The organism is Leisingera sp. JC11 (genome assembly GCF_040704725.1).
Taxonomy (GTDB): Bacteria; Pseudomonadota; Alphaproteobacteria; order Rhodobacterales; family Rhodobacteraceae; genus Leisingera.
The window spans coordinates 314,035-336,982 of sequence record NZ_JBFCVS010000002.1 but is presented as its reverse complement, the minus strand read 5'-3'; the positions used below and the strand labels follow the sequence as shown (position 1 = coordinate 336,982).

General features: G+C 63.8%; 20 protein-coding genes. 10 read left to right on the top strand and 10 right to left on the bottom strand.

Features of this window, described 5'->3' with window-relative positions:
- Position 1: 1 nt before the first annotated feature.
- The 5 genes from nuoN to AB1A62_RS03440 all read left to right on the top strand — a co-directional run bounded on the left by nuoN (position 2) and on the right by AB1A62_RS03440 (position 5,651).
- Positions 2-1,441, top strand: coding sequence for an NADH-quinone oxidoreductase subunit NuoN (nuoN, locus tag AB1A62_RS03460; protein ID WP_366659932.1), 1,440 nt, complete (start codon positions 2-4; stop codon positions 1,439-1,441).
- Positions 1,442-1,512: 71 nt separating this feature from the next.
- The gene (locus tag AB1A62_RS03455; RefSeq protein ID WP_226428763.1) at positions 1,513-2,259 is read left to right on the top strand and encodes a biotin--[acetyl-CoA-carboxylase] ligase; all 747 of its coding nucleotides are present in this window, start codon (positions 1,513-1,515) and stop codon (positions 2,257-2,259) included.
- A 12-nt stretch (positions 2,260-2,271) separates the two neighbouring features.
- Positions 2,272-3,054, top strand: a complete 783-nt coding sequence (locus AB1A62_RS03450; RefSeq protein WP_222475066.1) for a type III pantothenate kinase — start codon at positions 2,272-2,274, stop codon at positions 3,052-3,054.
- The gene (locus AB1A62_RS03445; protein WP_366659931.1) at positions 3,051-4,718 is read left to right on the top strand and encodes a ribonuclease J; all 1,668 of its coding nucleotides are present in this window, start codon (positions 3,051-3,053) and stop codon (positions 4,716-4,718) included. The genes AB1A62_RS03450 and AB1A62_RS03445 overlap by 4 nt, the downstream gene beginning before the upstream one ends.
- Positions 4,719-4,931: 213 nt before the next feature.
- Positions 4,932-5,651 (top strand): hypothetical protein, encoded by a 720-nt coding sequence (locus AB1A62_RS03440; protein ID WP_366659930.1) that lies wholly within the window; start codon positions 4,932-4,934, stop codon positions 5,649-5,651.
- An 85-nt stretch (positions 5,652-5,736) separates the two neighbouring features.
- On the opposite strand, the gene AB1A62_RS03435 is transcribed toward AB1A62_RS03440, so the two are convergent.
- From AB1A62_RS03435 to AB1A62_RS03415, 5 genes are all read right to left on the bottom strand, one after another.
- On the bottom strand, positions 5,737-5,916 hold the full coding sequence (locus tag AB1A62_RS03435; RefSeq protein WP_366659929.1) for an RSP_7527 family protein: 180 nt from the start codon (positions 5,914-5,916) through the stop codon (positions 5,737-5,739).
- A gap of 201 nt (positions 5,917-6,117) precedes the next feature.
- Positions 6,118-7,500 (bottom strand): DEAD/DEAH box helicase, encoded by a 1,383-nt coding sequence (locus AB1A62_RS03430; RefSeq protein WP_366659927.1) that lies wholly within the window; start codon positions 7,498-7,500, stop codon positions 6,118-6,120.
- A 183-nt stretch (positions 7,501-7,683) separates the two neighbouring features.
- Positions 7,684-8,625, bottom strand: coding sequence for a glycosyltransferase family 2 protein (locus tag AB1A62_RS03425; RefSeq protein ID WP_366659925.1), 942 nt, complete (start codon positions 8,623-8,625; stop codon positions 7,684-7,686).
- Entirely contained in the window at positions 8,615-9,370 is a 756-nt protein-coding gene (locus AB1A62_RS03420; RefSeq protein WP_366659923.1) for a hypothetical protein, read from the bottom strand. The genes AB1A62_RS03425 and AB1A62_RS03420 overlap by 11 nt, the downstream gene beginning before the upstream one ends.
- Before the next feature lie 42 nt (positions 9,371-9,412).
- On the bottom strand, positions 9,413-11,020 hold the full coding sequence (locus AB1A62_RS03415; protein WP_366659922.1) for a peptide chain release factor 3: 1,608 nt from the start codon (positions 11,018-11,020) through the stop codon (positions 9,413-9,415).
- A 189-nt stretch (positions 11,021-11,209) separates the two neighbouring features.
- Here AB1A62_RS03415 and AB1A62_RS03410 point away from each other — a divergent pair, with 189 nt between their 5' ends.
- A complete protein-coding gene (locus AB1A62_RS03410; RefSeq protein ID WP_366659920.1) occupies positions 11,210-12,817 on the top strand; it encodes a response regulator in 1,608 nt (535 codons plus the stop codon).
- A gap of 209 nt (positions 12,818-13,026) precedes the next feature.
- Positions 13,027-13,422 (top strand): BrnA antitoxin family protein, encoded by a 396-nt coding sequence (locus AB1A62_RS03405; RefSeq protein ID WP_366659918.1) that lies wholly within the window; start codon positions 13,027-13,029, stop codon positions 13,420-13,422.
- A 397-nt stretch (positions 13,423-13,819) separates the two neighbouring features.
- Here the strand turns inward: AB1A62_RS03405 and AB1A62_RS03400 are convergent, their stop codons facing one another.
- Positions 13,820-14,350, bottom strand: a complete 531-nt coding sequence (locus AB1A62_RS03400) for a hypothetical protein (RefSeq protein ID WP_366659917.1) — start codon at positions 14,348-14,350, stop codon at positions 13,820-13,822.
- 375 nt (positions 14,351-14,725) lie between these two features.
- Between AB1A62_RS03400 and AB1A62_RS03395 the strand changes: the two genes are divergently transcribed.
- Positions 14,726-16,180, top strand: a complete 1,455-nt coding sequence (locus AB1A62_RS03395; protein WP_366659915.1) for a caspase family protein — start codon at positions 14,726-14,728, stop codon at positions 16,178-16,180.
- Between the two features lie 37 nt (positions 16,181-16,217).
- Here the strand turns inward: AB1A62_RS03395 and AB1A62_RS03390 are convergent, their stop codons facing one another.
- From AB1A62_RS03390 to AB1A62_RS03375, 4 genes are all read right to left on the bottom strand, one after another.
- Positions 16,218-16,640, bottom strand: coding sequence for a response regulator (locus tag AB1A62_RS03390; protein WP_366659913.1), 423 nt, complete (start codon positions 16,638-16,640; stop codon positions 16,218-16,220).
- A 15-nt stretch (positions 16,641-16,655) separates the two neighbouring features.
- A complete protein-coding gene (locus tag AB1A62_RS03385; protein WP_366659912.1) occupies positions 16,656-18,461 on the bottom strand; it encodes a CHASE domain-containing protein in 1,806 nt (601 codons plus the stop codon).
- 189 nt (positions 18,462-18,650) lie between these two features.
- Positions 18,651-19,490 carry a glycosyl hydrolase gene (locus AB1A62_RS03380; RefSeq protein ID WP_366659910.1) on the bottom strand — a complete coding sequence of 280 codons (840 nt, stop codon included), beginning with the start codon at positions 19,488-19,490 and terminating at the stop codon, positions 18,651-18,653.
- A 150-nt stretch (positions 19,491-19,640) separates the two neighbouring features.
- Positions 19,641-20,654, bottom strand: coding sequence for a Hint domain-containing protein (locus AB1A62_RS03375; RefSeq protein WP_366659909.1), 1,014 nt, complete (start codon positions 20,652-20,654; stop codon positions 19,641-19,643).
- A gap of 204 nt (positions 20,655-20,858) precedes the next feature.
- On the opposite strand from AB1A62_RS03375, the gene AB1A62_RS03370 reads away from it, so the two are divergent.
- Together AB1A62_RS03370 and AB1A62_RS03365 are read left to right on the top strand one after the other, a co-directional pair.
- A complete protein-coding gene (locus AB1A62_RS03370) occupies positions 20,859-21,638 on the top strand; it encodes an SDR family oxidoreductase (RefSeq protein WP_366659907.1) in 780 nt (259 codons plus the stop codon).
- A gap of 15 nt (positions 21,639-21,653) precedes the next feature.
- Positions 21,654-22,778, top strand: coding sequence for a hypothetical protein (locus AB1A62_RS03365; protein WP_366659905.1), 1,125 nt, complete (start codon positions 21,654-21,656; stop codon positions 22,776-22,778).
- Positions 22,779-22,948 lie beyond the last annotated feature (170 nt).

Genomic DNA, 22,948 nt, shown 5'->3' with positions numbered 1-22,948 from the left:
GATGATCCAAGCTGATCTTACTGTAATCCTGCCAGAGATCGTTCTGGCGCTTTACGCCATGGCGGCGCTGATCGGCGCCGTCTACACCGGCAAGGACAAGCTGGCGGTGCCGATGGTCTGGGCCACCGCCGCGCTGCTGGCGCTGCTGGCCTTCTGGATCGCCTCCAGCCCGGACGGCACCAGGACCGCCTTTGACGGCATGTTCATCGACGACGGCTTCTCGCGCTTTGCCAAGGTGGCGCTGCTGCTGGGCGCCTCCGCCGTTCTGCTGATCGGCCAGGAGTACATGGCGCGCCGCGGCATCCTGCGGTTCGAATACCCGGTGCTGGTGGCGCTGGCCGCGGTCGGCATGATGATGATGGTCTCCGCAGGCGACCTGATGTCCCTCTACATGGGGCTGGAGCTGCAGTCGCTGTCGCTTTACGTCGTTGCCGCGATGCGCCGCGACAGCGTCAAGTCGACCGAGGCAGGCCTCAAGTACTTCGTGCTGGGCGCGCTGTCGTCGGGCCTGCTGCTCTATGGCGCCTCGCTGGTCTACGGCTTTGCCGGCACCACCCAGTTCGCGGGCATCATCCAGGTTGCGGAGCAGGGCCATATGTCCATCGGCATGCTGTTCGGCCTGGTCTTCATGATCTCCGGCATGGCGTTCAAGGTCTCGGCGGTTCCGTTCCACATGTGGACCCCGGACGTCTACGAAGGCTCGCCGACCCCGGTCACCGCCTTCTTTGCCACCGCGCCGAAAGTGGCTGCCATGGGCCTGTTCGCACGCGTCCTGTTTGATGCCTTCGGCGGTGCGATCTCCGATTGGCAGCAGATCATCGTGGTGCTGTCGGTGCTGTCGATGTTCCTGGGCGCCATCGCGGCGATCGGCCAGCGCGACATCAAACGGCTGATGGCGTTCTCCTCCATCGCCCACATGGGCTATGCGATGATCGGCCTGGCCGCGGGCACCGAACAGGGCATCACAGCGATGCTGGTCTACCTGGCGATCTACGTCACCATGAACATCGGCACTTTCTCCTTCATCCTGATGCTGGAAAAGGACGGCAAGCCGGTGACCGACATCCTGGCCTTGAACCAGTTCGCCGCGCGCGAGCCGGGCAAGGCGCTGGCAGTGCTGATCCTGATGTTCTCGCTGGCAGGCGTGCCGCCGATGCTGGGCTTCTTTGCCAAGCTGGGCGTGTGGCAGGCAGGTGTGGACGCCGGCCTGATGGGACTGGTCATCGCTTCCGCCGTGGCCTCCGTCATCGGTGCGTTCTATTACATCCGCATCGTCTTCTACATGTACTTCGGCACTGGCGAAGACGATGTCGAAGCCAAGGGCTCCCCGGTTCTGGGCGTGGCGCTGATGGTCTCTGCCGCGATGATGCTGGTGGGCGTGGTCTACCAGTTCGGCATCGACGGCGCCGCGGCTGCCGCCGCAGCAACCCTTGTAAATTGATCTGTTTTTCAGGCAGGCTGACAGGGCCCGGTCACGCGACCGGGCCTTTTCGCACTTTGTGAGGGACGCAGATGAGCTGGCCAGCAGGATACGGAAAACGGGTGCTCGCCGAGGTGGACAGCACCCTGAATGAGGCAGCCCGCATCGCGGGGGAGCTGGCGGGGCCCGAGTGGATCCTGGCCCTGCGCCAGACCCAGGGGCGCGGCCGCCGCGGCCGCGACTGGAAGGACCCCAAGGGCAACTTCGCCGCGACCCTGGTGATGCGCCCGGAAGGCGCCCCGGACCAGGCCGCACTGCGCAGCTTCGTGGCGGCGCTGGCGGTCTATGACGCTTGCGTCGCGGTCACCGGCCGCAGCGAGGGCCTGTCGCTGAAATGGCCGAACGACGTGCTGCTGAAGGGCGGCAAGCTGGCGGGCATCCTCTTGGAAAGCGCCGGCAACGGGCAGGGGGTCAACCACCTGTTTGTCGGCATCGGCGTCAACCTTGTGGAAACCCCGATGAAGGAATGGCTGGAGCCGGGCGCGGTCTGGCCCGTGTCGCTGTTGTCGGAGACCGGCGTGCAGGTCACTCCGGAGGAGTTTCTGGAAGCCGTGGCCGAGGCTTTTGCCCGCTATGAACAGCAGTTCGCAACCTATGGTTTCGAGCCGATCCGCACCGAATGGCTGGCGCGCGCAGCCAAGCTGGGCGAGGTGATCACTGCCAAGACCGCGTCGTCGGAAACCGAGGGCACCTTTGAAACGGTGGACGCCAGCGGCAACCTTGTCCTAAACACCGCCAAGGGCCGCGTCAGCATTCCCGCGGCCGACATCTATTTCTAGGAAGGGGCAGCGATGCTTCTGGCAGTTGATTGCGGCAATACCAACACCGTCTTCTCGATCTATGACGGCGAGAAGTTCATCGGCATGTGGCGCACCGCCACCGAATGGCAGCGCACCGCCGACCAGTATTACGTCTGGCTCAACACGCTGATGCGGCTGCAGGGGATCGAGGCGGATATCACCGACATGATCATCTCCTCCACCGTGCCGCGGGTGGTGTTCAACCTGCGTGTGCTGGCGGACCGCTACTTCAACACCCGGCCGCTGGTGGTGGGCAAACCCGAATGCCTGCTGCCGGTCGCGGTGCGGGTGGACGAAGGCACTGCCGTCGGCCCCGACCGGCTGGTCAACACGGTTTCCGGCTTTGACACCTACGGCGGCAACCTGATCGTGGTGGATTTCGGCACTGCGACCACATTCGACGTGGTGGCCGAGGACGGCGCCTATGTCGGCGGGGTGATTGCGCCCGGCGTGAACCTGAGCCTTGAGGCGCTGCACCAGGCCGCCGCCGCGCTGCCCCATGTGGACATCTCCAAGCCGCAGAACGTGATCGGCACCAACACCGTTGCTTGCATGCAGTCCGGCGTGTTCTGGGGCTATGTCGGCCTCGTGCGCGAGATCTGCGCCCGTATCAAGGCCGAGCGCGCGGTGCCGATGAAAGTAATCTCAACCGGCGGGCTGGCGCCATTGTTCCAGCAGTCTGCCGATCTGTTTGACGCATATGAGGATGATCTCACCATGCACGGGCTGCAGATCATTCATAAATACAACAAGGAAAACGGTACTGACGCATGAGCAGTGATAGATTGATCTACCTGCCCCTCGGCGGGGCAGGCGAAATTGGCATGAACGCCTATGTCTACGGCTATGGGCCGCAGGGCAAGGAACGCCTGGTCCTGGTCGACCTGGGCGTGACTTTCCCGGATATGGACACCACCCCGGGCGTCGATCTGATCATGCCCGACATCACCTGGCTGAAGGAGCGCGCCAGCCAGCTGGAAGGCATTTTCATCACCCACGGGCACGAGGACCACATCGGCGCCGTCGCCCATCTCTATGCGCATCTGAACGTGCCCATCTACGCCCGGGCCTTCACTGCCAACCTGGCGCGCCGCAAGATGGAGGAGGCGGGCCACGACCCGGCCAATGTGCACACCGTGCAGGCCTGGCCCGAAGTGACAAAGCTCGGCCCCTTCACCATCGGTGTCGCCCCGATGAGCCACTCGATCCCCGAAAGCGGCGGGCTGGTGATCGACAGCCCGGCAGGGCGGGTGGTGCATACCGGCGACTTCAAACTGGACGCGAACCCGCTGGTCGGCGAACCCTTTGATCCGGAGATGTGGGCGGAAATCGCAGGGGACGGCATTCAGGCACTGGTTTGCGATTCCACCAATGTGTTCTCGCAGCACCCAGGCCGCTCGGAATCCGAACTGCCGGAGGAGATCACCAAGCTGTTTTCCGAGGCGAAGGGGCTGGTCGCTGCTACCACATTCGCCTCCAACGTGGCGCGGGTGAAAACCCTGGCAGAGGCCGGGGTGAAGGCGGGCCGCTCCGTAGTGCTCTTGGGCCGCGCCATGCGCCGGATGATCGAGGCGGCGGTGGAAACCGGCGTGCTTGTCGACTTCCCCAAGGTGATCAGCCCGGAGGACGCCGCCAATGTGCCGCGCGACAACCTGATGCTGATCACCACCGGAAGCCAGGGCGAACGCCGCGCTGCCACCGCGCAGCTGGCGCGCGGCAAGTACCGCGGGCTGGAGCTGAAGGAAGGCGACCTGTTCCTGTTCTCCTCCAAGACCATTCCGGGCAATGAGAAGGGCGTCATCCGCATCATCAACCAGTTTTCCGAAATGGGGGTGGATGTGGTCGATGACAGCTCCGGCCTTTACCACGTCTCCGGCCACGCCAACCGCCCGGATCTGGAGGCGGTCCACAAGCTGTTGAAGCCCAAGATGCTGATCCCGATGCACGGCGAGCACCGCCACCTGCGCCAGCACGCCCGCCTGGGCGAGGAAAAGGGCATCGCCAGCGCCGTGGTGGTGAACGGCATGATGATGGACCTGACCGGCGATGCGCCCAAGGTGACCGAGTGGATCGAAACCGGCCGCACCTATCTGGATGGCACCGTCAAATACGGCGCGCTGGACGGCATCGTGCGCGACCGCATCCGCATGGCGCTGAACGGCCATGTGCTGGTGACGGTGATCCTCGACGAGGAAGACGAGCCGTTGGGCGAACCCTGGTGCGACCTCAAGGGCCTGCCCGAAACCGGGACCTCCAATGCCGCTCTGGTGGAGGTTCTGGAGGAGGACCTGAACCAGTTCCTGATGCGGGCCGGCGCCAAGACGCTGCGCGATGACGACAGGCTGGAGCAGGAATTGCGCCGCATTGCCCGCCAGACCGCGCAAGCCGAGATCGGCAAGAAGCCGGAAGTGACGGTGGTGGTCAGCCGCATGCGCTGATCCTGCCGGCTGGGCAGGGCGGTGCTCCCGCCCGGCCCAAGCCGCATCACCGATGCAGCAGGCCCCGTTGGGCCTGGCGCCGCGTGCCCAGGCGGGCCCGCGGCGCTGTTGCGTCCGGTGGCGGGCCAATTAGACTGCTTCGGGAAGTGTTTTCGAGGCGCAGATTTCATGACGGATAGTAGAGTAATCCAGCATCCCAGCTGCAAGGTGCCCATGCTGACCTGGTGGGAAGGGATCTATGACCAAGTGTTTGTCGCGTTGCATCCCTTTTACCGGATCCGGAAAGCGGAGACTTTGGCCTCTTTCGCTGGCAAAGAAATCTATGAAGATGTTCTTACTTACGATGACCGGCCGGAGAATTTCGGTGACATGATTAAGTCACGCGGAGAAGCGGTCTCCTGGGCGGAGGTTCATCAGGCTGTTGCGCCTGAGCTGCCGAGGAGAGACGTTTACCTGGCGATCTGGCTGCTGGCTTGTATCGGTTATCAGGACCGTGCCGGCATCGGCCTGCAGCGGCAGCTGGTTTCCTATTGCCAGGAAAACCGACTGTATCTGCCGGAGGACGACGGGCTGCCCGCCATTCTGGAACCCGTTGTGCAGGAGTTTCTCTCCTGTTTCGGCTGCCGGCATGTCACGGCGTGGGATGAGTTCAGGCACCACAGCGACACGGTGCCGCTCTCGGTGTTCAGAAGGGCTGAGCCCTGTTACTGGCTGCCGCAAAGCATTACGACCCCGGCCGTTTGGGGGTTGCACCTCCCCGACGCGGGCATGTTGATGACCTGGAGCCTGGATGGCACCGTGGCGATCATTGCTATGACAGACAGGGCGCTCGAAGTGGCCAGGCCTGAAGGTTTCTTTGAAGGCTGGTATGCGGATACAGGAACCTATGAGGATGTGTTTAATCCAGTTGAGTTCCTGAAACGAACGCGCTGATACAGCTTGTAACAGGAAACGCCGCGGCCCAATGGAGCACGCGGCGTTTTCGAATCCATTCGGCTGCCGGAACCCGGCGGAAGACTCAGCCGTGCAGCGGGCGGGCGCAGCTGGGGCAGGAGACCACCTTGCGCGGCGCGCTGAACAGGGCGCGGAACAGGCCGCGCATCATGGCGGCAAAGGCCTCGGCGCGCAGCTCATGGGCGCGGGCTTCGATGGCCTGGAACTGGGAAATGGTCAGGGTTTTAGTGTCGTTGGTATTCATGGCGTGGCCCATCATCAATGGCGCGTTTCGTGTTGCAGAAGCTATACGCCCGTCGCCGCGGGCTGACACCGGCCAAGATCGAAGACCCGTTATGCTGCGGATGCAAAGGTAATCATGCTGCATGCGCATGATGGACGGCATTGCCTGCCACGAAAAAGGCCGCCCCGGAGGGCGGCCTCAAACTCTGCCGGATGCGCCGGATCAGCTGGCGCGGCGTTCTGCGAAGCTGAGCGCGATGAAGCTCGGCAGGTGATCGCCCATGCCGACCACAACCTTGTCGTCGCGCTTGCCGTGTTTGCCGCGGCCCGAGGCGCGCTCCTGCTTCTGCGCGGGCTTTTCGTCCTTGCGGCGCTCGCGGCTCTCGTCCTTGCGGCTCTCGCGGGTGTCCGCATCCGCCTTGGCGGCACGGGCGGGCTTTTCCTTCTTGGGCTCCGGCTTGACCGGGTTGTCCAGCCGCGGGATTTCCTTCTGGATCAGCTTTTCCACCGCATCCAGCGCCTTGTCGTCGCGCGGAATGCAGATGGTGATCGCCTTGCCTTCGCGCCCGGCACGGCCGGTGCGGCCGATGCGGTGGACGTAATCCTCGGCGTGGCCGGGAACGTCAAAGTTGAACACATGGCTGACGCTGGGCACGTCCAGACCGCGGGCGGCCACATCCGAGGCCACCAGGATGCGCAGCGACCCTTCGCGGAAGGCGTCCAGTGTCTTTGTGCGCTGGCTCTGGTCCAGATCGCCATGGATGGCAGCGGCGTCATAGCCGTATTTCTTAAGCGATTTCGCGCAGATATCCACATCCGTCTTGCGGTTGCAGAAGATGATGCCGTTGGTCAGCTTGTCGCCCTCGGCGTCGATCAGGGCGCGCAGCACCTTGCGTTTCTCGCTGCCTTCGCGGTCGCGGCGCGAGGCCTTGAACTGCACCACGGCCTGTTCGATGGTCTCCGATGCGGTGGCCTGGCGGGCCACTTCGATACGGGCCGGGCCGGACAGGAAGGTGTTGGTGATCCGCTCGATCTCCGGCGCCATGGTGGCCGAGAAGAACAGCGTCTGGCGGGTGAACGGCGTCAGCGAGAAGATGCGCTCGATATCCGGGATGAAGCCCATGTCGAGCATCCGGTCGGCCTCGTCCACCACCATGATCTGCACGCCGGTCAGGAGCAGCTTGCCGCGCTCGAAATGGTCCAGCAGCCGACCCGGGGTGGCGATCAGCACGTCGACGCCCTTGTCGATCAGCGCATCCTGCTCCTTGAAGGAGACGCCGCCGATCAGCAGCGCCTTGGTGAGCTTCACATGCTTGGCATAGGTGTCGAAGTTTTCCGCCACCTGGGCGGCCAGCTCGCGGGTGGGGCACAGCACCAGGCTGCGCGGCATCCGGGCACGGGCGCGGCCGCGGGCCAGAAGCGTGATCATCGGCAGCGTGAACGACGCGGTCTTGCCGGTGCCGGTCTGGGCGATTCCCAGAACATCGCGCCCCTCCAGCGCCGGCGGGATGGCCCCTGCCTGAATCGGGGTCGGGGTTTCGTACCCGGCTTCCTCAATAGCTTTGAGGACCTTGGGATTAAGGTTCAGATCGGTGAATTTTGTCATATGCATCCGTCATTGCGGACACTGACCTGGCCCGCGCGTGTGTGTTGCAGCCGGCTCCGCAAAAGGTCATGCGGTGTGGCAGCTGCCGGCTCGTGGCGGGGCATAGCAAAATCCCATGCTGAGGTCAATTAATGCCGGATTTTGCAAGGTTTTCGTTGCCAGGATCGGCAAAATGGAAACAAATCAGCCGAAACCGGGGAAGTGTTTTTGCCGTTTCTCCTCCAGGCCAAGGGGGCGATTCCTCAAAAGGCCGCGCTCCTGCAGCCTGCGGTAGACCGCCGGGTCCTTGGCGCTGATTTCGTCAAAGAAACTGCGCAGGCCGTTTTCACCGTGTTCCTCCTCAATCAGCGACAGCAGCTCATGCGTGTTGAGCCCGCCGATGATCCGGGCATAACCCGGACCAAGCTCTGGCCGGTAGGAGCCGCGCTCAAGGCGGTAGCGGTAGACGGATTGCCAATGCTCCCAGCTGGCCGCATGGCAATGGCACAGGTCGGCCCGGACCAGTTCGTGGCTTTCAGCAACGGTCCCGCCCTCCTGAAACAGGTTATGAAACCGCAGTTCGGCGTTGGGCAGGCCTGTTCTTGCTATGACCTTGCCCGCGGTATGGCTCAGGAACCCGCCTTTCAGAAAACCGCCAAAGGCCGGGTAAACCGCCCGGACTTCCGCCTCCCGCCCAGGCCCCTTGGGGATCATCGCCTTGAATTCGCCCTCGCGTCCCGCCAAGGCCTCCAGCGGACGCACCCGGGCGCTTAGGACGTCCTGCGGCAGTGCAGCCAGCATCTGCCCCAGATCGCAGGACGGCCACAGGAATTCATCCACGTCAATATGTGCGATCCATTCCGTCTGAATTCGCTCATAGGCGTGGGTTGCGTTCAGCGTCTGGCGGACCTGGTGCTTGACCGGCCGGTATTTCTTGAGCCGTTTCCAATAGGTGCTGTCGCAGATCGTGACCCGCACCTTGGGGTGCGGCTTCAGATGCGCATAGGCCTCCGGGTTCGGCTCATCCAGATAGATGTGCAGCCGGTGGGCGCCCAGGTCGAGGTGGTAGGCGGCAAAATCCAGAATGGCCCGGGTATCGGCTTTGATGGTGCTGACCACGCCCCACTTCACTGGCTCAGCCGTCATCGCGGTCGGTCCTGTTCTTGTAGCGCTGGATGCGTCCGAATATGCTGCGCGGGTCGCTCATCACCATCCGCAGCATCTGCACGCCCAAGGGGCGCAGAACCGCGTCATTCTCGGCATGGCGCCACAGCCGGGCCAGCAGGTTCATATCCAGGTCGCCCCGGTCCAGCGAGTAGGGGACCATGCCAAAGGCCAGATCATCCGGTTTCGGGCCGCCGCGCTGCCTGGGAAACCCGTCGCTGTTCTTGCGGCCGCTTTGGCGGCGTTCGCTGTCGTGCAGCTTGATCAAGTCGAACAGCAGCATCAGTCCCTGGCCGCCCAGGCGCTGGTCGATGGTTTCCCCGTGATCTGCAAAGGTTGTTGCGGCGGCAATCATCCAGCGCACAGGCAGCGCGGCGGCCAATTGGCTGCCGTGCTCGGTCCAGATACGCAGGAATAGCTGCCGCGCCTGCGGTTGCGGTGGCTGTCTGCGTAGGATTGAAATGCAAAGCGCGTGCAGCGCCCACAGCTCCGGCTGGCCGGCGAATTCCGAGCGAAACAGCGCGCGCTTGTGCAGCGCATTGCAGCGGTCCACGGGCGTGTCCGGGGTATCCGCCAGCTCGGCAATCCGCTGCTCCAGCAGGGCATTCAGATCGCAATCCGCCGGCGGCAGGGCTGCAAGCGGATTGTGAAACGGCCGCTCCCGCTTTTCCAAGCGGCGCATCAGGGTATAGAACCCGCCAGGGTAGTTTTCGTGATCCAAGTCCATGGCGGGTTTCAATTATCTGCGGTTTCTAAAGAAATTGGCCTGTTACACCATCATTTCCTTGGTCGCGGTCAGATTCAAGTCCGGATAATCACGCACCACCCGGTCGATGTCCCATTGCAGGCGGGTCAGATAGACGATGTCGCCGTCGTGGTCATGGGCGATGTGCTGCTTGTTGGCGTTGATGAACTTGTCCACCGCTGCCTTGTCGCCGCTGACCCAGCGGGCCGAGGTGAACTGGCTTGCCTCGAACCGCACCGGAAGGCCGTATTCCATCTCGATGCGGCTGGCGAGCACTTCGAATTGCAGCTGGCCCACGACGCCGACGATGAAACCGGAGCCGATCGAGGGTTTGAACACCTTGGCGGCGCCTTCCTCGGCAAACTGCATCAGCGCCTTTTCCAGGTGCTTGGCCTTCATCGGATCGCCCGCCCGCACGCCCTGCAAGAGTTCCGGCGCAAAGGACGGGATGCCGGTCACGCGGATCGCCTCGCCCTCGGTCAGCGTGTCGCCGATGCGCAGCTGGCCGTGGTTCGGGATGCCGATGATGTCACCGGCCCAGGCTTCTTCGGCCAGTTCCCGGTCGGAGGCCAGGAACAGCACCGGGTTGGACACCGCCATCGGCTTCTTGGTGCGCACATGGGTCAGTTTCATGCCGCGTTTGAAGTGGCCCGATGCCATGCGGACAAAGGCCACCCGGTCGCGGTGCTTGGGGTCCATGTTGGCCTGCACCTTGAACACGAAACCGGCGACCTTCTTTTCCTCAGGGCTGACCTGGCGCGGTTCGGCGGACTGCGGCTGCGGCTCGGGGCCGTAGCTGCCGATGCCGTCCATCAGCTCCTTGACGCCGAAGGAGTTGATGGCGGAGCCGAACCAGATCGGGGTCATGTGGCCCTCGAGCACCGACTGCGGGTCCAGGGCGGGCAGCAGCTCGCGCGCCATCTCGACCTCTTCCAGCAGTTTGTCCAGCAGATGCGCAGGCACGTGCTCGGCCAGTTTGGGGTCGTCCAGGCCATTGATTTCGATGCTTTCCGCCACCTTGTTGCGGTCGGCGCGGTCCATCAGTTCCAGCCGGTCGCGCAGCATGTCGTAGCAGCCGATGAAATCGCGGCCGACGCCGATGGGCCAGCTGGCCGGGGTCACGTCGATCGCCAGCATCTCCTGGATCTCGTCGATGATCTCGAAGGTGTCCCGGCTCTCGCGGTCCATTTTGTTACAGAAGGTCAGGATCGGCAGGTCGCGCAGGCGGCAGACCTCGAACAGTTTCTGAGTCTGGCTTTCCACACCTTTTGCGCCGTCGATCACCATCACCGCCGCATCCACCGCCGTCAGCGTGCGGTAAGTGTCTTCGGAGAAGTCCGAGTGGCCCGGCGTGTCCACCAGGTTGAAGCGGAAGCCGCTGAAATCAAAGGACATTGCGGACGCCGACACAGAAATCCCGCGATCCTTTTCCATCTGCATGAAGTCGGAGCGCGTGCGCCGCGCCTCGCCCTTGGCGCGCACCTGGCCGGCCATCTGAATCGCACCGCCGTAAAGCAGGAACTTTTCAGTCAGCGTGGTCTTGCCGGCGTCCGGGTGCGAGATGATCGCAAAAGTCCGGCGCCGCGCAATTTCGGCGGGCAGTTCGGGGCGGTTTGCAGCGGTGTCCAACATGCGGGTGGCTGTAGCCACAAACCGCGTCAGAGGCAAGGAAAACGGAGCGCCGGGGGCCTGCATTGCAAGGGCATTCCGCAAAGACATAGAATGTTTTGCCTATAATTCGCTAACGCTTTTCCTGTAACACTTGCGCGGCAACCGTGTGTTACAGGATTTCAATTGGCTCTCCCGTTTCAGGAACAATACGTGCAGCAGGATGAATTTGCAGATCATTTCGGAGTTCTTGATGCTGTCGAGCTGGCGGTGATCGTTCTAAAGGTGGGCGAAGACGGGCTGCCGCGCTACGTCGCCATGAACACCAAGTCGCGTGAGTTCACCAAGTTCCAGCGCAGCGATTATGCAGGCAAGACTGCGCTTGAACTCTATGGCGGGGCAACCGGCCGCCGTGCCTTGAACCACCATCTGGCGGTCATCAGCAGCGGCAAGGAAGCAACCTACGATATTGTCCTTCCAACCCAGAACAGGGAAAAATACCTCAGTACCACGCTCCGTCCTGTGTTCAATGAAGCGGGGCGGCTGACCTATCTCGTCGGGTCTTCGACTGACGTCACGACTGAACGGGAACGCGATGAAGCACTGGAACTGACCCGGATGGCGCTGGACAAGGCCGAGGAGGCCAGCCAGGCCAAGGAACGGTTTCTGGCCAACATGAGCCATGAAATCCGGACGCCGATGAACGGCATCATCGGCATGTGCGAACTGCTGAAGGAGACGGACCTGGATGAACAGCAGCAGCTGTTTGCCGACACCATCTTCAACTCCGCAACCGCCTTGCTGACCGTCATCAATGACGTGCTCGATTTCTCCAAGATCCAAGCTGACAAGATCTCGCTGCACGATGCGCCGTTTTCATTGCGCGATGTGATCCAGGACGTGGGAACCCTGCTGTGGGCCAGAGCTGCCTACAAGGGGATCGACCTGCGCACCGAGTATCCCGAGGAGGTGCCGCATGAATTTGTGGGCGACGCGAGCAAGATCCGTCAGATCCTGATGAACCTGCTGGGGAATGCGGTCAAGTTCACGGAAGACGGCCATGTCACCGTCAGTGCCGCTTATGATCCCCGGGCTGCCCAATTGCCCCTGCGCATTCAGGTCTCCGACTCCGGCATCGGGATCGAGCCATCGCAAATGAAATGGATCTTCTCCGCCTTCGAACAGGTCGACCGGAAGGCGGCCCGCGTGATCGAGGGCACCGGTCTGGGACTGGCCATTACCCGCGCCCTGGTGGAGCGGATGGGGGGCACGGTCACGGCCTCTTCGGTGCTCGGAGAAGGGTCGGTGTTCACAGTTGGCCTGAACCTGCCGCAGGCGGGAGAAGCTTCGCCGGATGGCCCGGACATGGCGCAGTTTCAGGACAGCAGGCGGGCGCTGGCCACCCCGCCCGGCATGGCGGTCCCGGAGCTGCCGCCTGAGGCGCTGAATGGAATGCGCATCCTGGTGGCCGAGGACAACAGGACAAATCAGCTGCTGGTCCGGAAAATGCTGAAATCCACCGGCGCCGATTTGAGGTTTGCGGGAACCGGCCAGATCGCGGTGGAGCTGTTTGAGTCCGAGGGCGCGGATCTGATCCTGATGGATCTGTCGATGCCGGTTCTGGGCGGGCTGGACGCCACCCGCCGGATCCGCGCGCATGAACGGGAGGCCGGGCTGCCGGAATGCCCCATCGTCGCGCTGACCGCCAATGCCCAGCCCAGCGATGTCGAGGCCTGCCTGGCGGCCGGAATGAATGATTTCCTGTCCAAGCCCTTCCGCAAGAATGAGCTGCTGGCCCGGATCCTGCGGCAGGGCAGATAGGCCGCAAAAGGGGGGGTGGCATGCGTGCACCGCCTGTGCACCCCCTGTGCACCCCCTGATGCCGGATGGCGGGGGCAGAGGCCCGCCGCGGGTGTTGCGCAAGCACCGTACGCACCGCTGGGACGGAATTAACCGGATCGGGGCAGGGTAGGTATCAGCGCGGGGGTGCCGCCCCGCGCCTCAAACCGCCGCCGCCACGGGAGAGAGCGATGCCCAGCAAGCGATACTATGACAATGAAATGCAGCTGGAACTTGATGAGTTGCAGCAAAATCTGCGCCGGGATTGGCTGGACAAGAGCCTTCCGGATGACTGGGACGGCATCCTGAGCTGGGAGCGGATCGACAAGCCGAAGACCCGGGTGACGATCCGGCTGGATGCGGACATGGTGCGATGGTTCCGCAAACTGGGCCCGAACTACAGCCGCCGCATCAACTCCGTGCTGCGGATCTACTGGCTGGCGCTGCTGGCGGGGCATGTTCAGGCCCATGACAAGGACAATACCATCCTGCGTATTGGCCTGCGCGCCCGTGAACTGCAGCAGGATCTGCAGCGGCGCAGGGTAGGGGAGGGAAAGGGGGGGCGTGTAGAAAGTCCCCCTTTGTGAATTTTGCGTCCCGTTTGGAAAGAAACCTTCCGCACCGAACATGGCTTTCGATCGCTTCGAGCCCATTGCTGCCGTCACTCCCCCTCCTCGGATGCGGTAGGCGCAAAGATTCGCTTGCATCCCGGATTGGACATTGCTCTGCCGAGCGCCGGGACTAAGGCGGGCCCTTTCCGCCATCCAAGACAGCGGCGACTATGAACAGAATGTCGACACAATAGGCTTTGGCACTCATGGCAAAGCCAAAACCTGCCGACATCGCGGCGAAACACCTTGCTAACCCCACAGCCCGCGCAGCCGCATTACTTCGCCAACTCTTTTGAAATGGGTGCCCTAAGGCCCAAACGCCCCAACCGGTTTCAGGCGGGGAAAGAGCTGCAGGCTGTGTGTGCTCTCGATGCTATTTGTCAGGGTCAACCTTTATCATGATATGGGCGTAAGGGGTGTCTTTCCACATCACGTATACCGGATCGTTCGGATCCGTGGACAGACCGTCAAGCATTGCCTGGTCCGACACAATCACCATCAGGTGCGGGCCTTCCTTGACCCAGTCGTCGCTGTTGCCGGGATCGGTGGCGTAGGGATCGCTGTTGCTGACACCGATGGCAGTTCCTTCGCCCGCGAGCATGTAGGACACGCTGAGTTTATCGGGTGAAAACTCCTGCTTGTTCATTAGTGCGGAAATCAGCGCATCCCAGGTCGCGTCGTTGCACATCGGGCCGATAGATTCTTGTTGCGGATAGCATGTGTAGCCGTTTGAACCGGCACGAAGGACCGTGCCGTCCGGGGCCTTGATGGTGGCTTCCGCCGTTACCGAAGCCGGGGCAGCGCTTTCGGCGCTGGCAATCATTGCGTCAGTGTCTGCAAAAACCGCAGCAGCGCCTGCAATCAGCGCCAGGCATGTGCAGGAAAGAAGGAATGTGGTTTTCATGACGGCCTCCTGATGAAAATTTTACGAACGGAACGGACGTTCGCGCACACCTGCATGAATTTATCTGTGGTAATAGAATACCCCTTGCAAAGTCATGCTCTGCAGGGATGCGCTTGGTCAATTTCGATTCGAAAGGACTCAGTGCCTGCAGTATACCATTTTCCCGGGTTGCGCGGTGATGGGGACGTCCTGGCTGACCGGTTATGCTGCCCGCCCGTCAAACGGCTGCTTCAGTGCATGCCGCGCCGCTTCGAATTGGCTGTACTCGCGACGGGAGGCCGGTTGGTCCCGCTTTTGCCCCCCAATTGATTTTTCCCGCCGCCTTTGCCTAGATGGCCGCAAGCCCTTGTTTGCAAACCACGGGAAAGAGGCAGGATGCTGCATCGAATTTGGCTGATCCGGGCCGCGGCGGCAGGAGTGGTGCTGGCGCTCCTGGCATTTACCACTGCACCGGCCCGGGCGGGGGAGCGGATTGCGCTGGTGGTGGGCAATTCGAACTATGCCCATACCGCGCCGCTGGCCAATCCCGGTAATGATGCGCGGGTGATGGCCGCGGCGCTGGAGGGGGCGGGGTTCGAGGTGACCACGCTGCTGGATGCGGATCTGGGCGGCATGAAACAGGCGCTCTTGCGGTTCGGGCGGCGGCTGCGCGGCGAGGGGGTGGAGGCCGGGCTGTTCTATTATGCCGGGCACGGGGTGCAGGTGGACGGCGAGAACTACCTGGTGCCGGTCAGCGCCGCCATCACCAGCGAGGATGAGATCGACCTGGAAGCGGTCAATGTGAACAGCTTCCTGCGGGTGATGAATTCATCGAATGCCAGCATCAACATCGTCATTCTGGATGCCTGCCGCAACAATCCCTTTGCCGCCTCTGCCCGCTCGGCGGCGCGGGGGCTGGCGCCGGTGGACGCGCCGCGCGGCACGCTGATCGCCTATGCCACCGCGCCGGGCGACGTGGCGCTGGACGGCAGCGGCGCCAACTCGCCCTATACCAAGGCGCTGGCCGGGGCGATCTCCGCCGGCGGCGGGCGCACCATCGAGGCGGTGTTCAAGGCGGCCCGCAGCGAGGTGCTGGCGGTGACCCAGGAGCGGCAGGTGCCGTGGGAGACCAGCTCGATCACCGGCGATTTCTATTTCCACGCCCGCCCGGCGGCTGCGGCGCAGCCGGCGGGCAGCGCCGCGCCCTCTGCGGATGATATCGGCCAGCAGTACCGGCTGGCGGAACGGATCGGCACCAGGGCCGCCTGGCAGGCCTTTGTCGACGCCCACCGGGACCGCCCGGAGGATTTCTATGTCATCCTGGCACTGGAGGCGCTGGCGGGGCTGGAGGCGCCGGCGCCGCAGCCGCAGCGGCATCTGCCGCTGCCGGCAACGCCGGCCTATGCCTGCCACCGGGGGCGGTTCGGGGCGGTTCCGGCGGAACTGTGCGTGTCCTCCCACCTGGCGCCGCAGGGGCGCAATGCCTACTCGGGCGCGATGCTGTCGGACGGCAGCGCCCGAACCGCCTGGGTCGAGGGGCGGGCGGATGACGGCGAGGGGGAGGTGCTGCGCTTTGCCTTCGCCGGGCCGCAGCAGGTGAGCCGGGTGCTGGTTGCAAACGGCTATGGCAAAAACCGGGACATTTTCCTGAAAAACGGCCGGGTGCGGTCGCTGATCGTTCAGACCTCGGCGGGCTTCCGCGGAGAGGCGGTGCTGGAGGACCGGGACGGGCTGCAGGAGCTGCGCCTGCCGCCGCTGGGGCAGGTCACCTGGATCACCCTCACGCTGAGCGGCGTCTATTACGGCACCAAGTACCGGGATACCGCGATCAGCGAGGTGCAGTTCCGCTGATCCCGGGCGGATGGGTCAGCCGCCGGGCGGCGCCCGGTCAGGCGCTGGCGCACAGGGGCGGGGTGCAGATCTCCCACATCTCCTGCAGCGCGCTCAGCACCTGTTTGGTGCCCGAGGAGGAGCTTGGCTTCACGATGTAGCCGCTGACGTTGCGGTGGTAGGCGCGGTCGATGTCCCTGGGATTGTCGGAGGTGGTGAACATGTAGACGATGTTACCGGAAATCTCCTCCCTGGCCCGAAGCTCATCCAGGAATTCATGGCCGTTCATGCGCGGCATGTTGATGTCCAGCAGGATGAAGAAAGGCCGCGGCAGATCCCGCGCGCGTTCGGTGGTGAGGATCTCCAGCGCTTCCTGGCCGTCGCAGGCCCGCGTGATCCTGGCCGACGGGGACTGCTTTTTCAGGATACGCTCCAGAATGAGCGCATCCACGTCATTGTCCTCGACCAGAAGGATATTCATTCAGCGTTCTCCACGTCAGGCAGCTTTGTCTTGATGTGCTGCCGGGGCTGCCTGCCCCTGGCCAGGCCAGCTAAACCTGAAATCGGCGCCATGTCCAACCTCAGACTGCACGGTCACCTTAAATCCGTGCTGTTCCACCGCTTTCTTGACGATGGCGAGGCCAATGCCTGTGCTTTCCGGCTCCCCCGCGCGCCGCAGGGTCTGAAAGACCTCGAAGATCCGGCTGTGGTGTTCCGGCGCGATGCCGCCGCCGTTGTCCCGGACCGAAATGTCATAACGGCCGCCCGCATCCGCCACCCTGACGGTTATCTCCGCGCGGTCCGGATCGGGGTGGTACTTGATCGCATTGCCCACCAGGTTTTCCAGCACACGGGCAAAGTTGAACGTGTCCGTGGCAATATGGGTCACGTTGCCGCTCAGCTCCAGCTGGCTTTCGGACAGGCCGAAATCAGACCGGAGCGTTGCCACCGCGTCAGCCAGGCATAGCGGCTTGTCCTCAGCCGCAAGTTTGCCGATGCGGGAGTATTCCATCACCCCCTGGGTCAGGTCATTCATCCGGCACACCCGTTCGGCGATCCGCTGCAGGTTGGCAGCCACTTCGGGGTCCGCATCCGCGGAGTTGAAGTAGTCCTCCAGGTCCTCCTGGATCATCTCGGTGAGCGCGCCGATGCCGCGTACCGGCGTTTTCAGGTCGTGCGAGGTGATATAGACAAACTTCTCCAGCTCCTCGTTGGCCCTTTCCAGTTTCCTGGTCTTTTCTTTCAGGTCGGCTGTGACCCGTGCCGCATAGTCCCTGGCGCGCTGGCTGGAGCGGGCCATCAGGAACAGTAGCGAAATCACAAGCACCTCGATCACCAGCCCGGCGATCAGGATCAGCGCCGGCTGCGTATAGGAATGCGCCTGCCGGAAGCCGAGGGTGGTGCGGAACTCAAGGGTCCAGGTCCGGCCGTAAATCTCCAGCTCGACCGTTTCGGCGAACCTGGGGTCGGGGTCGAACTGGGGATCTGCCGGATCATGCTCGTCATAGATCTGCTCGCCGCCGTCGCTGATGCTGAACCGCACGTTCCTGAGGTCCTTGGACAGCAGCCCGGCCATCAGCTTGCGGACCACGAAAGGCGCATAGACCATGCCGTCAAAGCTTTGTTGCCGTTCGTTGCGGCTGCCGGCACCGCCGCCTGAATAGAAAGGCGCATAAAACAGGAAGCCTGCGGTGCTGCCCTTGTCCTGCACCAGCACGATCGGGCCGGTGATCCGGGCTTCGCCGGTTGCGCTGCTGGCCAGGGCGGCCTCCCGGCGGTTGACCTCATGCGCGACATCCAGGCCGACGGCCGCAGCATTGATGTCCTCCGGCTCAATGAAGGAGATCGGCAGGTAAATGCTGTTGCCGTGCTCCGGGTAGACGGAAAACCCGGGCCGCTCCTGGCGCCGGGTCTGCAAATAGCTGTCAAACTGGGAGGGTCCGACATGATGAATGATGCCGATGCCGTTGATCCCGGGATAACGCGCGTCCACGCGCAGCGAGTGCGCGAAGGCCTTCCATTGCTGATAGGTCATGTCGCCGCCGTGGGACTGGACGGCGGAGACGCCGGCCCACAGCGCGTCCTCGTATTTGGCCATGCGCGCGGATATCAGGCCGACGGCCTGATCCCGGGCGGCCTTGAAGGCGTTTTCGATGCGGGTTTCTGTCTGCACGCTGGCATAGTACCAGGCGCCCACGGTCATCATCAGCGACAGGCCAATGACCAGAGCATGGATCAGGGACAGGTGGCTGTTCCGGATGAAGCGGCGCCAGCCGTCCAATCTGGGGTAATGTTCCGGCATGAAGTCACGGTCCTTTGCGCGCCTGGTTCATTCTGCTTTTGCGGGATTAACAACAGATTAATAGTCTCATTTGGGGTGGGGCTCATTTCAAGGGAAAAGAGCGCTGCCCCGCCCCAGCGGCGGTCAGGTCTGTGACTTTTGTTCCGGAAGGGTGGGAGGAAACCGCGGTAGGGGCCGCGCGGGCCCGGTTCAGTTGCTGGCCACCTGCAGGCCGGCGGCACGGCTGACGGCCCGGGCAAAGGCGCCGCCCGCGGGGGTCGGGGTCAGGTCGTCGCGCAGCAGATTGATCTGGGGGGCGCGGCCCTGCCAGGGGTAGGGGTTGGCGGCGAACCAGGCGTGGCGCTCGACAAAGGGCAGGCGCTCCATCATCGCAATCGCCTTGCGGGCAAAGGCCGCGTTCTGCGCGTGGCTGGCGGCGGCTGGGCGGTTCCAGTCGATATGGGCGAATTCAGTCACCCAGACGGGGCGGCCGTACTCGCGGTGAACGGCGCGCAGCCAGCGCTCGAACTCCTTCACGTTGCCGTCCGCGGAATAGTAGTGCACAGCCATGAAATCGACGCGCAGCCCCTTGGCCTCGGCCTGATCCATGAAGCGGCGCAGCCAGGAGTTGGTCCCCAATGTGCCCGATTGGGTGGTGGCCGGGCTGCCCAGGCGCAGCCCGTGGCGTTCCAGTTTCGGCCACAGCTTCACGGCCTGCTGCACGCTCATCCCGGCCTGATGGCCGCCGGTGTGCCCGTCCGGCTCGTTAAAGCCCAAGAGTGCGGTGACCTTTTGGTCCGAGCGGATGCGCTTGTTCACATCGCGGGCGCCATGGATCATCGGGACGAACTCGACAGAGCGGCTCTGGCGGCCCTTGTGGTACATCTGGTCCGGGCGCCAGTTGTAGTACCAGCCAAGGCCGGGGGTGTCCTCGATCCAGGACAGGATGCTGTGGCTGGAGTTTTCCCATGCGCCGACGCCTGCTTTCTGCGCCGCAGCCGGCCACGCCAATAGCATGAGCCCCAAGGTGAGGAAGATGTGCCTGATCATACTGCTCTCTTATTGTTGGCTGCAGCGTAGCAGGATCTGGTGTGGGAGTCAGTTTGAAACCACTAAATGCAGGTGCAATTGGCAGCAAATTGCCCGTATCCCTGCAACCGGTTGAGGTTAAAGGAAAACGGTATTGCCCGCGGGCGCGGGTCAGCGCAGCGAGGCCCGTTTGAGCAGCCGCACAGCGTCCGGCCGGTCCAGCAGCGACCGGCTCACGTCCAGCCCGTGGGCGCCGCGCGTGTGCGTTGCGGGCAGGGTGCCGGGGCGGGCGGTCCAGAAATCCTCGGGCAGCACCTGCCGGGTGACCGGATCGAGGAAGGTGCTTTCGGCCGCGATGCCCTCGGCGTAGATGATGTGGTGCTGGTCGAACAGGATCTGGAAGTAATCGGTGAAGCCGCCGTCCAGCACCACCACGCTGCCGCCGTTGACCAGATCGCGGGCGCGCACCAGCAGTTCCGGCGCGCCGGCGCCGATCTCGTCGCGGCGCTGGTAGACCATCAGCCGGTGGCTGGGGCTGACGATCAGGTCGTTTGAATTGTTCAGGGCGCCTTTGCGGATCAGGATCGGGGCTAGGTCGCCCACTGCACGCAGGGTGGACTGGCCGACCCAGCGCACCTCCTGGATGCCGTCGTCGCGGGTCAGCACCCGGTCGCCGGCGCGCATGTCCTCGATCGCGCGCTGCTCGCCGGTGGACAGGGTGATGCGGGTGCCGCGGGTGAAGGAGACGCAGGCCGATTGCGCCAGCTTGCGCCGGGCCTGCTCGCGCTCGGCCTTGACCAGCGTGTAGGGCATCTGCGGCTGCAAGGGCGCCAGCGGCACCAGGTAGATGGCGGCGATATAGCCCTCGCCGTCGGCCTCCACCATCACCAGGATCTCGGTGTTGGGGCCGCGGTCGGGCATCAGGGTGACGAGGCCGTCCAGATGCAGCACCGCGCCGGGTGTGCCGATGGCGCTGTCGTCCGCAACGGTGAAACTGCCGTCGTGATGGGCGGCGATGGCCAGGCGCTGCGGCGGGGCCGGGCTGTCCAGCAGATAGATGTCGTCCAGCACCAGATCCTCGAGCACGCCAAGGGGGTCGCCCGCATTGGCACCGTATTCCACGCGGAAACGCTCGGCCGGGTAGGCCTGAACGGAAGAGAGGCTGGCGGTCACTGTCTGTCCCATCTGCGGGTCTGTTTCGGTCCATATGAGATTGCGCGGGGGGCGCTGTCCAATAGATTTGCCTGCGGAATGTGGCACAATGGCGGTGGAACGGGGCAGATTTTCCGGCAGCATCACGATTGCGTCAGGCACCGGGCGGGTCTGGCCTTTGCCAGGCGGGCGGTGCAAGCTCCGGCAAACGGTGAAGATTCCCGAGGGAGGACAACAATGGATCTGGGTATTTCGGGCAAGCGCGCGCTGGTCTGCGCCAGCAGCAAGGGGCTGGGCCTGGGCTGCGCCGAGGCGCTGGCGGAGGCGGGCGTCAATCTGGTGATGAACGCCCGCGGTGCTGAGGCGCTGGAGGCCTCCGCGCAGGCCATCCGCGACCAGTATGGCGTTGATGTGGTGACGGTGGCCGCAGATGTGGCCACGCCGGAAGGCCAGAAACAGGTGCTGGATGCCGCCCAGGGCGTCGATATCCTGGTCACCAACGCCGGCGGCCCGCCGCCGGGCCTGTGGACCGACTGGGACCGCGAGGATTTCATCAAGGCGCTGGACGCCAACATGCTGGCGCCGATTGCGCTGATGAAGGCGCTGCTGCCGGTGATGATGGACCGCGGCTGGGGCCGGGTGGTCAATATCACCTCCGTTTCCGTCAAATCGCCGATCCCGGTGCTGGGGCTGTCGAACGCGGCGCGCGCAGGCCTGACGGGCTATGTCGCGGGCACCGCGCGGCAGGTGGCGGGCCAGGGCGTCACCATCAACAACCTGCAGCCGGGCATCCACGCCACCGACCGCGCCGTGGCGCTGGACGGCGGCGCGGCCAAGGCGCAGGGAATCACGCCGGAAGAAGCGCAGAAGCAGCGGTTTGCCACCATTCCCGCGGGCCGTTACGGCACCCGTCAGGAGTTCGGGGCCGCCTGCGCCTTCCTGTGCTCGCAGCATGCGGGCTTCATCGTCGGGCAGAACATCCTGCTGGACGGCGGCGCCACCAACACCACGATGTGAGCAGGGGCGGCGCAGATGGATGGCGGGTTTTCCCTGAAGGACCAGTTGTTTAACCGGGGTAAGGTCCGCTATCTGGCGGGCCTGTTCGCAGCCGCGGACGCGGGGTTTGATGCCGAAGGGTTCGAGGTCCGGGTGATGGCGGATTTGCCGGCGCTGGAGCTGAAGCAGCGGATGACGCTGATTGCGGATGTGCTGGCGGATAATCTACCGGCGGATCTGCCCGATGCCGCGCCGGTGCTGCTGAAGGCACTGCCGCCACCGCTGGACCCGTCCAAGACCGACGATGACTTCGGCGACTTCATCTATGCGCCTTTGGGGGAGTATGTGGCCGCCAGGGGCATCGGGGCGCATCCGGAACTGTCGCTGGACCTGCTGGAGGAGATCACACAGCGGTTTTCGATGGAATGGGCGATCCGCCCCTTCCTGAACCGATGGCCTGCGGAAGTTCTGGCGCGGATGGAGGTGTGGGCCAGCCACTCCAGCTATCACGTCCGCCGTCTGGTCAGCGAAGGCACCCGGCCGCGTCTGCCCTGGGGCGAGGCGGTAGGATTGCGGCTGGATGAGCCGCTGCCGCTGCTGGACCGCCTGCATTCCGACCCCACCCGCTATGTCACCCGGTCAATTGCCAACCACCTGAACGACATCGCCAAGAAGGATCCGGATCTGGTGATGGACCGGCTGGAGCACTGGCAGGCAGCCGGGGCGCAAGCGGCCAAGGAACTGGATTGGATGACGTCCCATGCGCTGCGCGGGCTGGTCAAGGCGGGGCACCCGCGGGCGATGAAGATGCTGGGGTTCGATCCGGATCTGGAGCTTGGCGCCGAAATCGTGCTGAAGTCGCAGAATGTTCGGATCGGTGATGCGCTGGAATTCTCCGCGCAACTGGAGGGGCAGGCGGGGTCGCCGGTTCTGGTAGATTATATCCTGCATTTCCAGCGGCCTGGCGGAAAGGTGTCCGCCAAGGTGTTCAAACTGAAGCAATCGAAAATTTCAGGCAAATTGTTGCAATTGGACAAGCGTCACAAGATGAAGGGCAACGCCACGACGTTCAAGCTGGTGCCGGGGGCGCACCGGATTGAGCTGATGGTGAACGGCAGGGTGCGGGCCGAGGCGGCGTTTGAGCTGCTGCCGGAGGGGTGAGATTTCCACCAGCAACTGAATGTTCGTTCCGCCTGGCCGAAGGCCGGGCAGCGCCCGTCCCGCCCCCACCGGGGCGGGCGCTTTGCTTCCTGCCCCGGCGGGACGGGCGCTGCCCTCAGTGACTTGTCCGCACGTGCCATCACAGTTGCGTCAGACACCCCACCGCCCCG

Excerpts from the sequence above, each read along its gene's own strand:
- nuoN (WP_366659932.1), top strand. The coding sequence starts at position 2 with ATGATCCAAGCTGATCTTACTGTAATCCTGCCAGAGATCGTTCTGGCG.
- AB1A62_RS03455 (WP_226428763.1), top strand. The coding sequence starts at position 1,513 with ATGAGCTGGCCAGCAGGATACGGAAAACGGGTGCTCGCCGAGGTGGAC.
- AB1A62_RS03450 (WP_222475066.1), top strand. The coding sequence starts at position 2,272 with ATGCTTCTGGCAGTTGATTGCGGCAATACCAACACCGTCTTCTCGATC.
- AB1A62_RS03445 (WP_366659931.1), top strand. The coding sequence starts at position 3,051 with ATGAGCAGTGATAGATTGATCTACCTGCCCCTCGGCGGGGCAGGCGAA.
- AB1A62_RS03440 (WP_366659930.1), top strand. The coding sequence starts at position 4,932 with ATGCTGACCTGGTGGGAAGGGATCTATGACCAAGTGTTTGTCGCGTTG.
- AB1A62_RS03435 (WP_366659929.1), bottom strand. The coding sequence starts at position 5,916 with ATGAATACCAACGACACTAAAACCCTGACCATTTCCCAGTTCCAGGCC.
- AB1A62_RS03430 (WP_366659927.1), bottom strand. The coding sequence starts at position 7,500 with ATGACAAAATTCACCGATCTGAACCTTAATCCCAAGGTCCTCAAAGCT.
- AB1A62_RS03425 (WP_366659925.1), bottom strand. The coding sequence starts at position 8,625 with ATGACGGCTGAGCCAGTGAAGTGGGGCGTGGTCAGCACCATCAAAGCC.
- AB1A62_RS03420 (WP_366659923.1), bottom strand. The coding sequence starts at position 9,370 with ATGGACTTGGATCACGAAAACTACCCTGGCGGGTTCTATACCCTGATG.
- AB1A62_RS03415 (WP_366659922.1), bottom strand. The coding sequence starts at position 11,020 with ATGTTGGACACCGCTGCAAACCGCCCCGAACTGCCCGCCGAAATTGCG.
- AB1A62_RS03405 (WP_366659918.1), top strand. The coding sequence starts at position 13,027 with ATGCCCAGCAAGCGATACTATGACAATGAAATGCAGCTGGAACTTGAT.
- AB1A62_RS03400 (WP_366659917.1), bottom strand. The coding sequence starts at position 14,350 with ATGAAAACCACATTCCTTCTTTCCTGCACATGCCTGGCGCTGATTGCA.
- AB1A62_RS03395 (WP_366659915.1), top strand. The coding sequence starts at position 14,726 with ATGCTGCATCGAATTTGGCTGATCCGGGCCGCGGCGGCAGGAGTGGTG.
- AB1A62_RS03390 (WP_366659913.1), bottom strand. The coding sequence starts at position 16,640 with ATGAATATCCTTCTGGTCGAGGACAATGACGTGGATGCGCTCATTCTG.
- AB1A62_RS03385 (WP_366659912.1), bottom strand. The coding sequence starts at position 18,461 with ATGCCGGAACATTACCCCAGATTGGACGGCTGGCGCCGCTTCATCCGG.
- AB1A62_RS03380 (WP_366659910.1), bottom strand. The coding sequence starts at position 19,490 with ATGATCAGGCACATCTTCCTCACCTTGGGGCTCATGCTATTGGCGTGG.
- AB1A62_RS03375 (WP_366659909.1), bottom strand. The coding sequence starts at position 20,654 with ATGGGACAGACAGTGACCGCCAGCCTCTCTTCCGTTCAGGCCTACCCG.
- AB1A62_RS03370 (WP_366659907.1), top strand. The coding sequence starts at position 20,859 with ATGGATCTGGGTATTTCGGGCAAGCGCGCGCTGGTCTGCGCCAGCAGC.
- AB1A62_RS03365 (WP_366659905.1), top strand. The coding sequence starts at position 21,654 with ATGGATGGCGGGTTTTCCCTGAAGGACCAGTTGTTTAACCGGGGTAAG.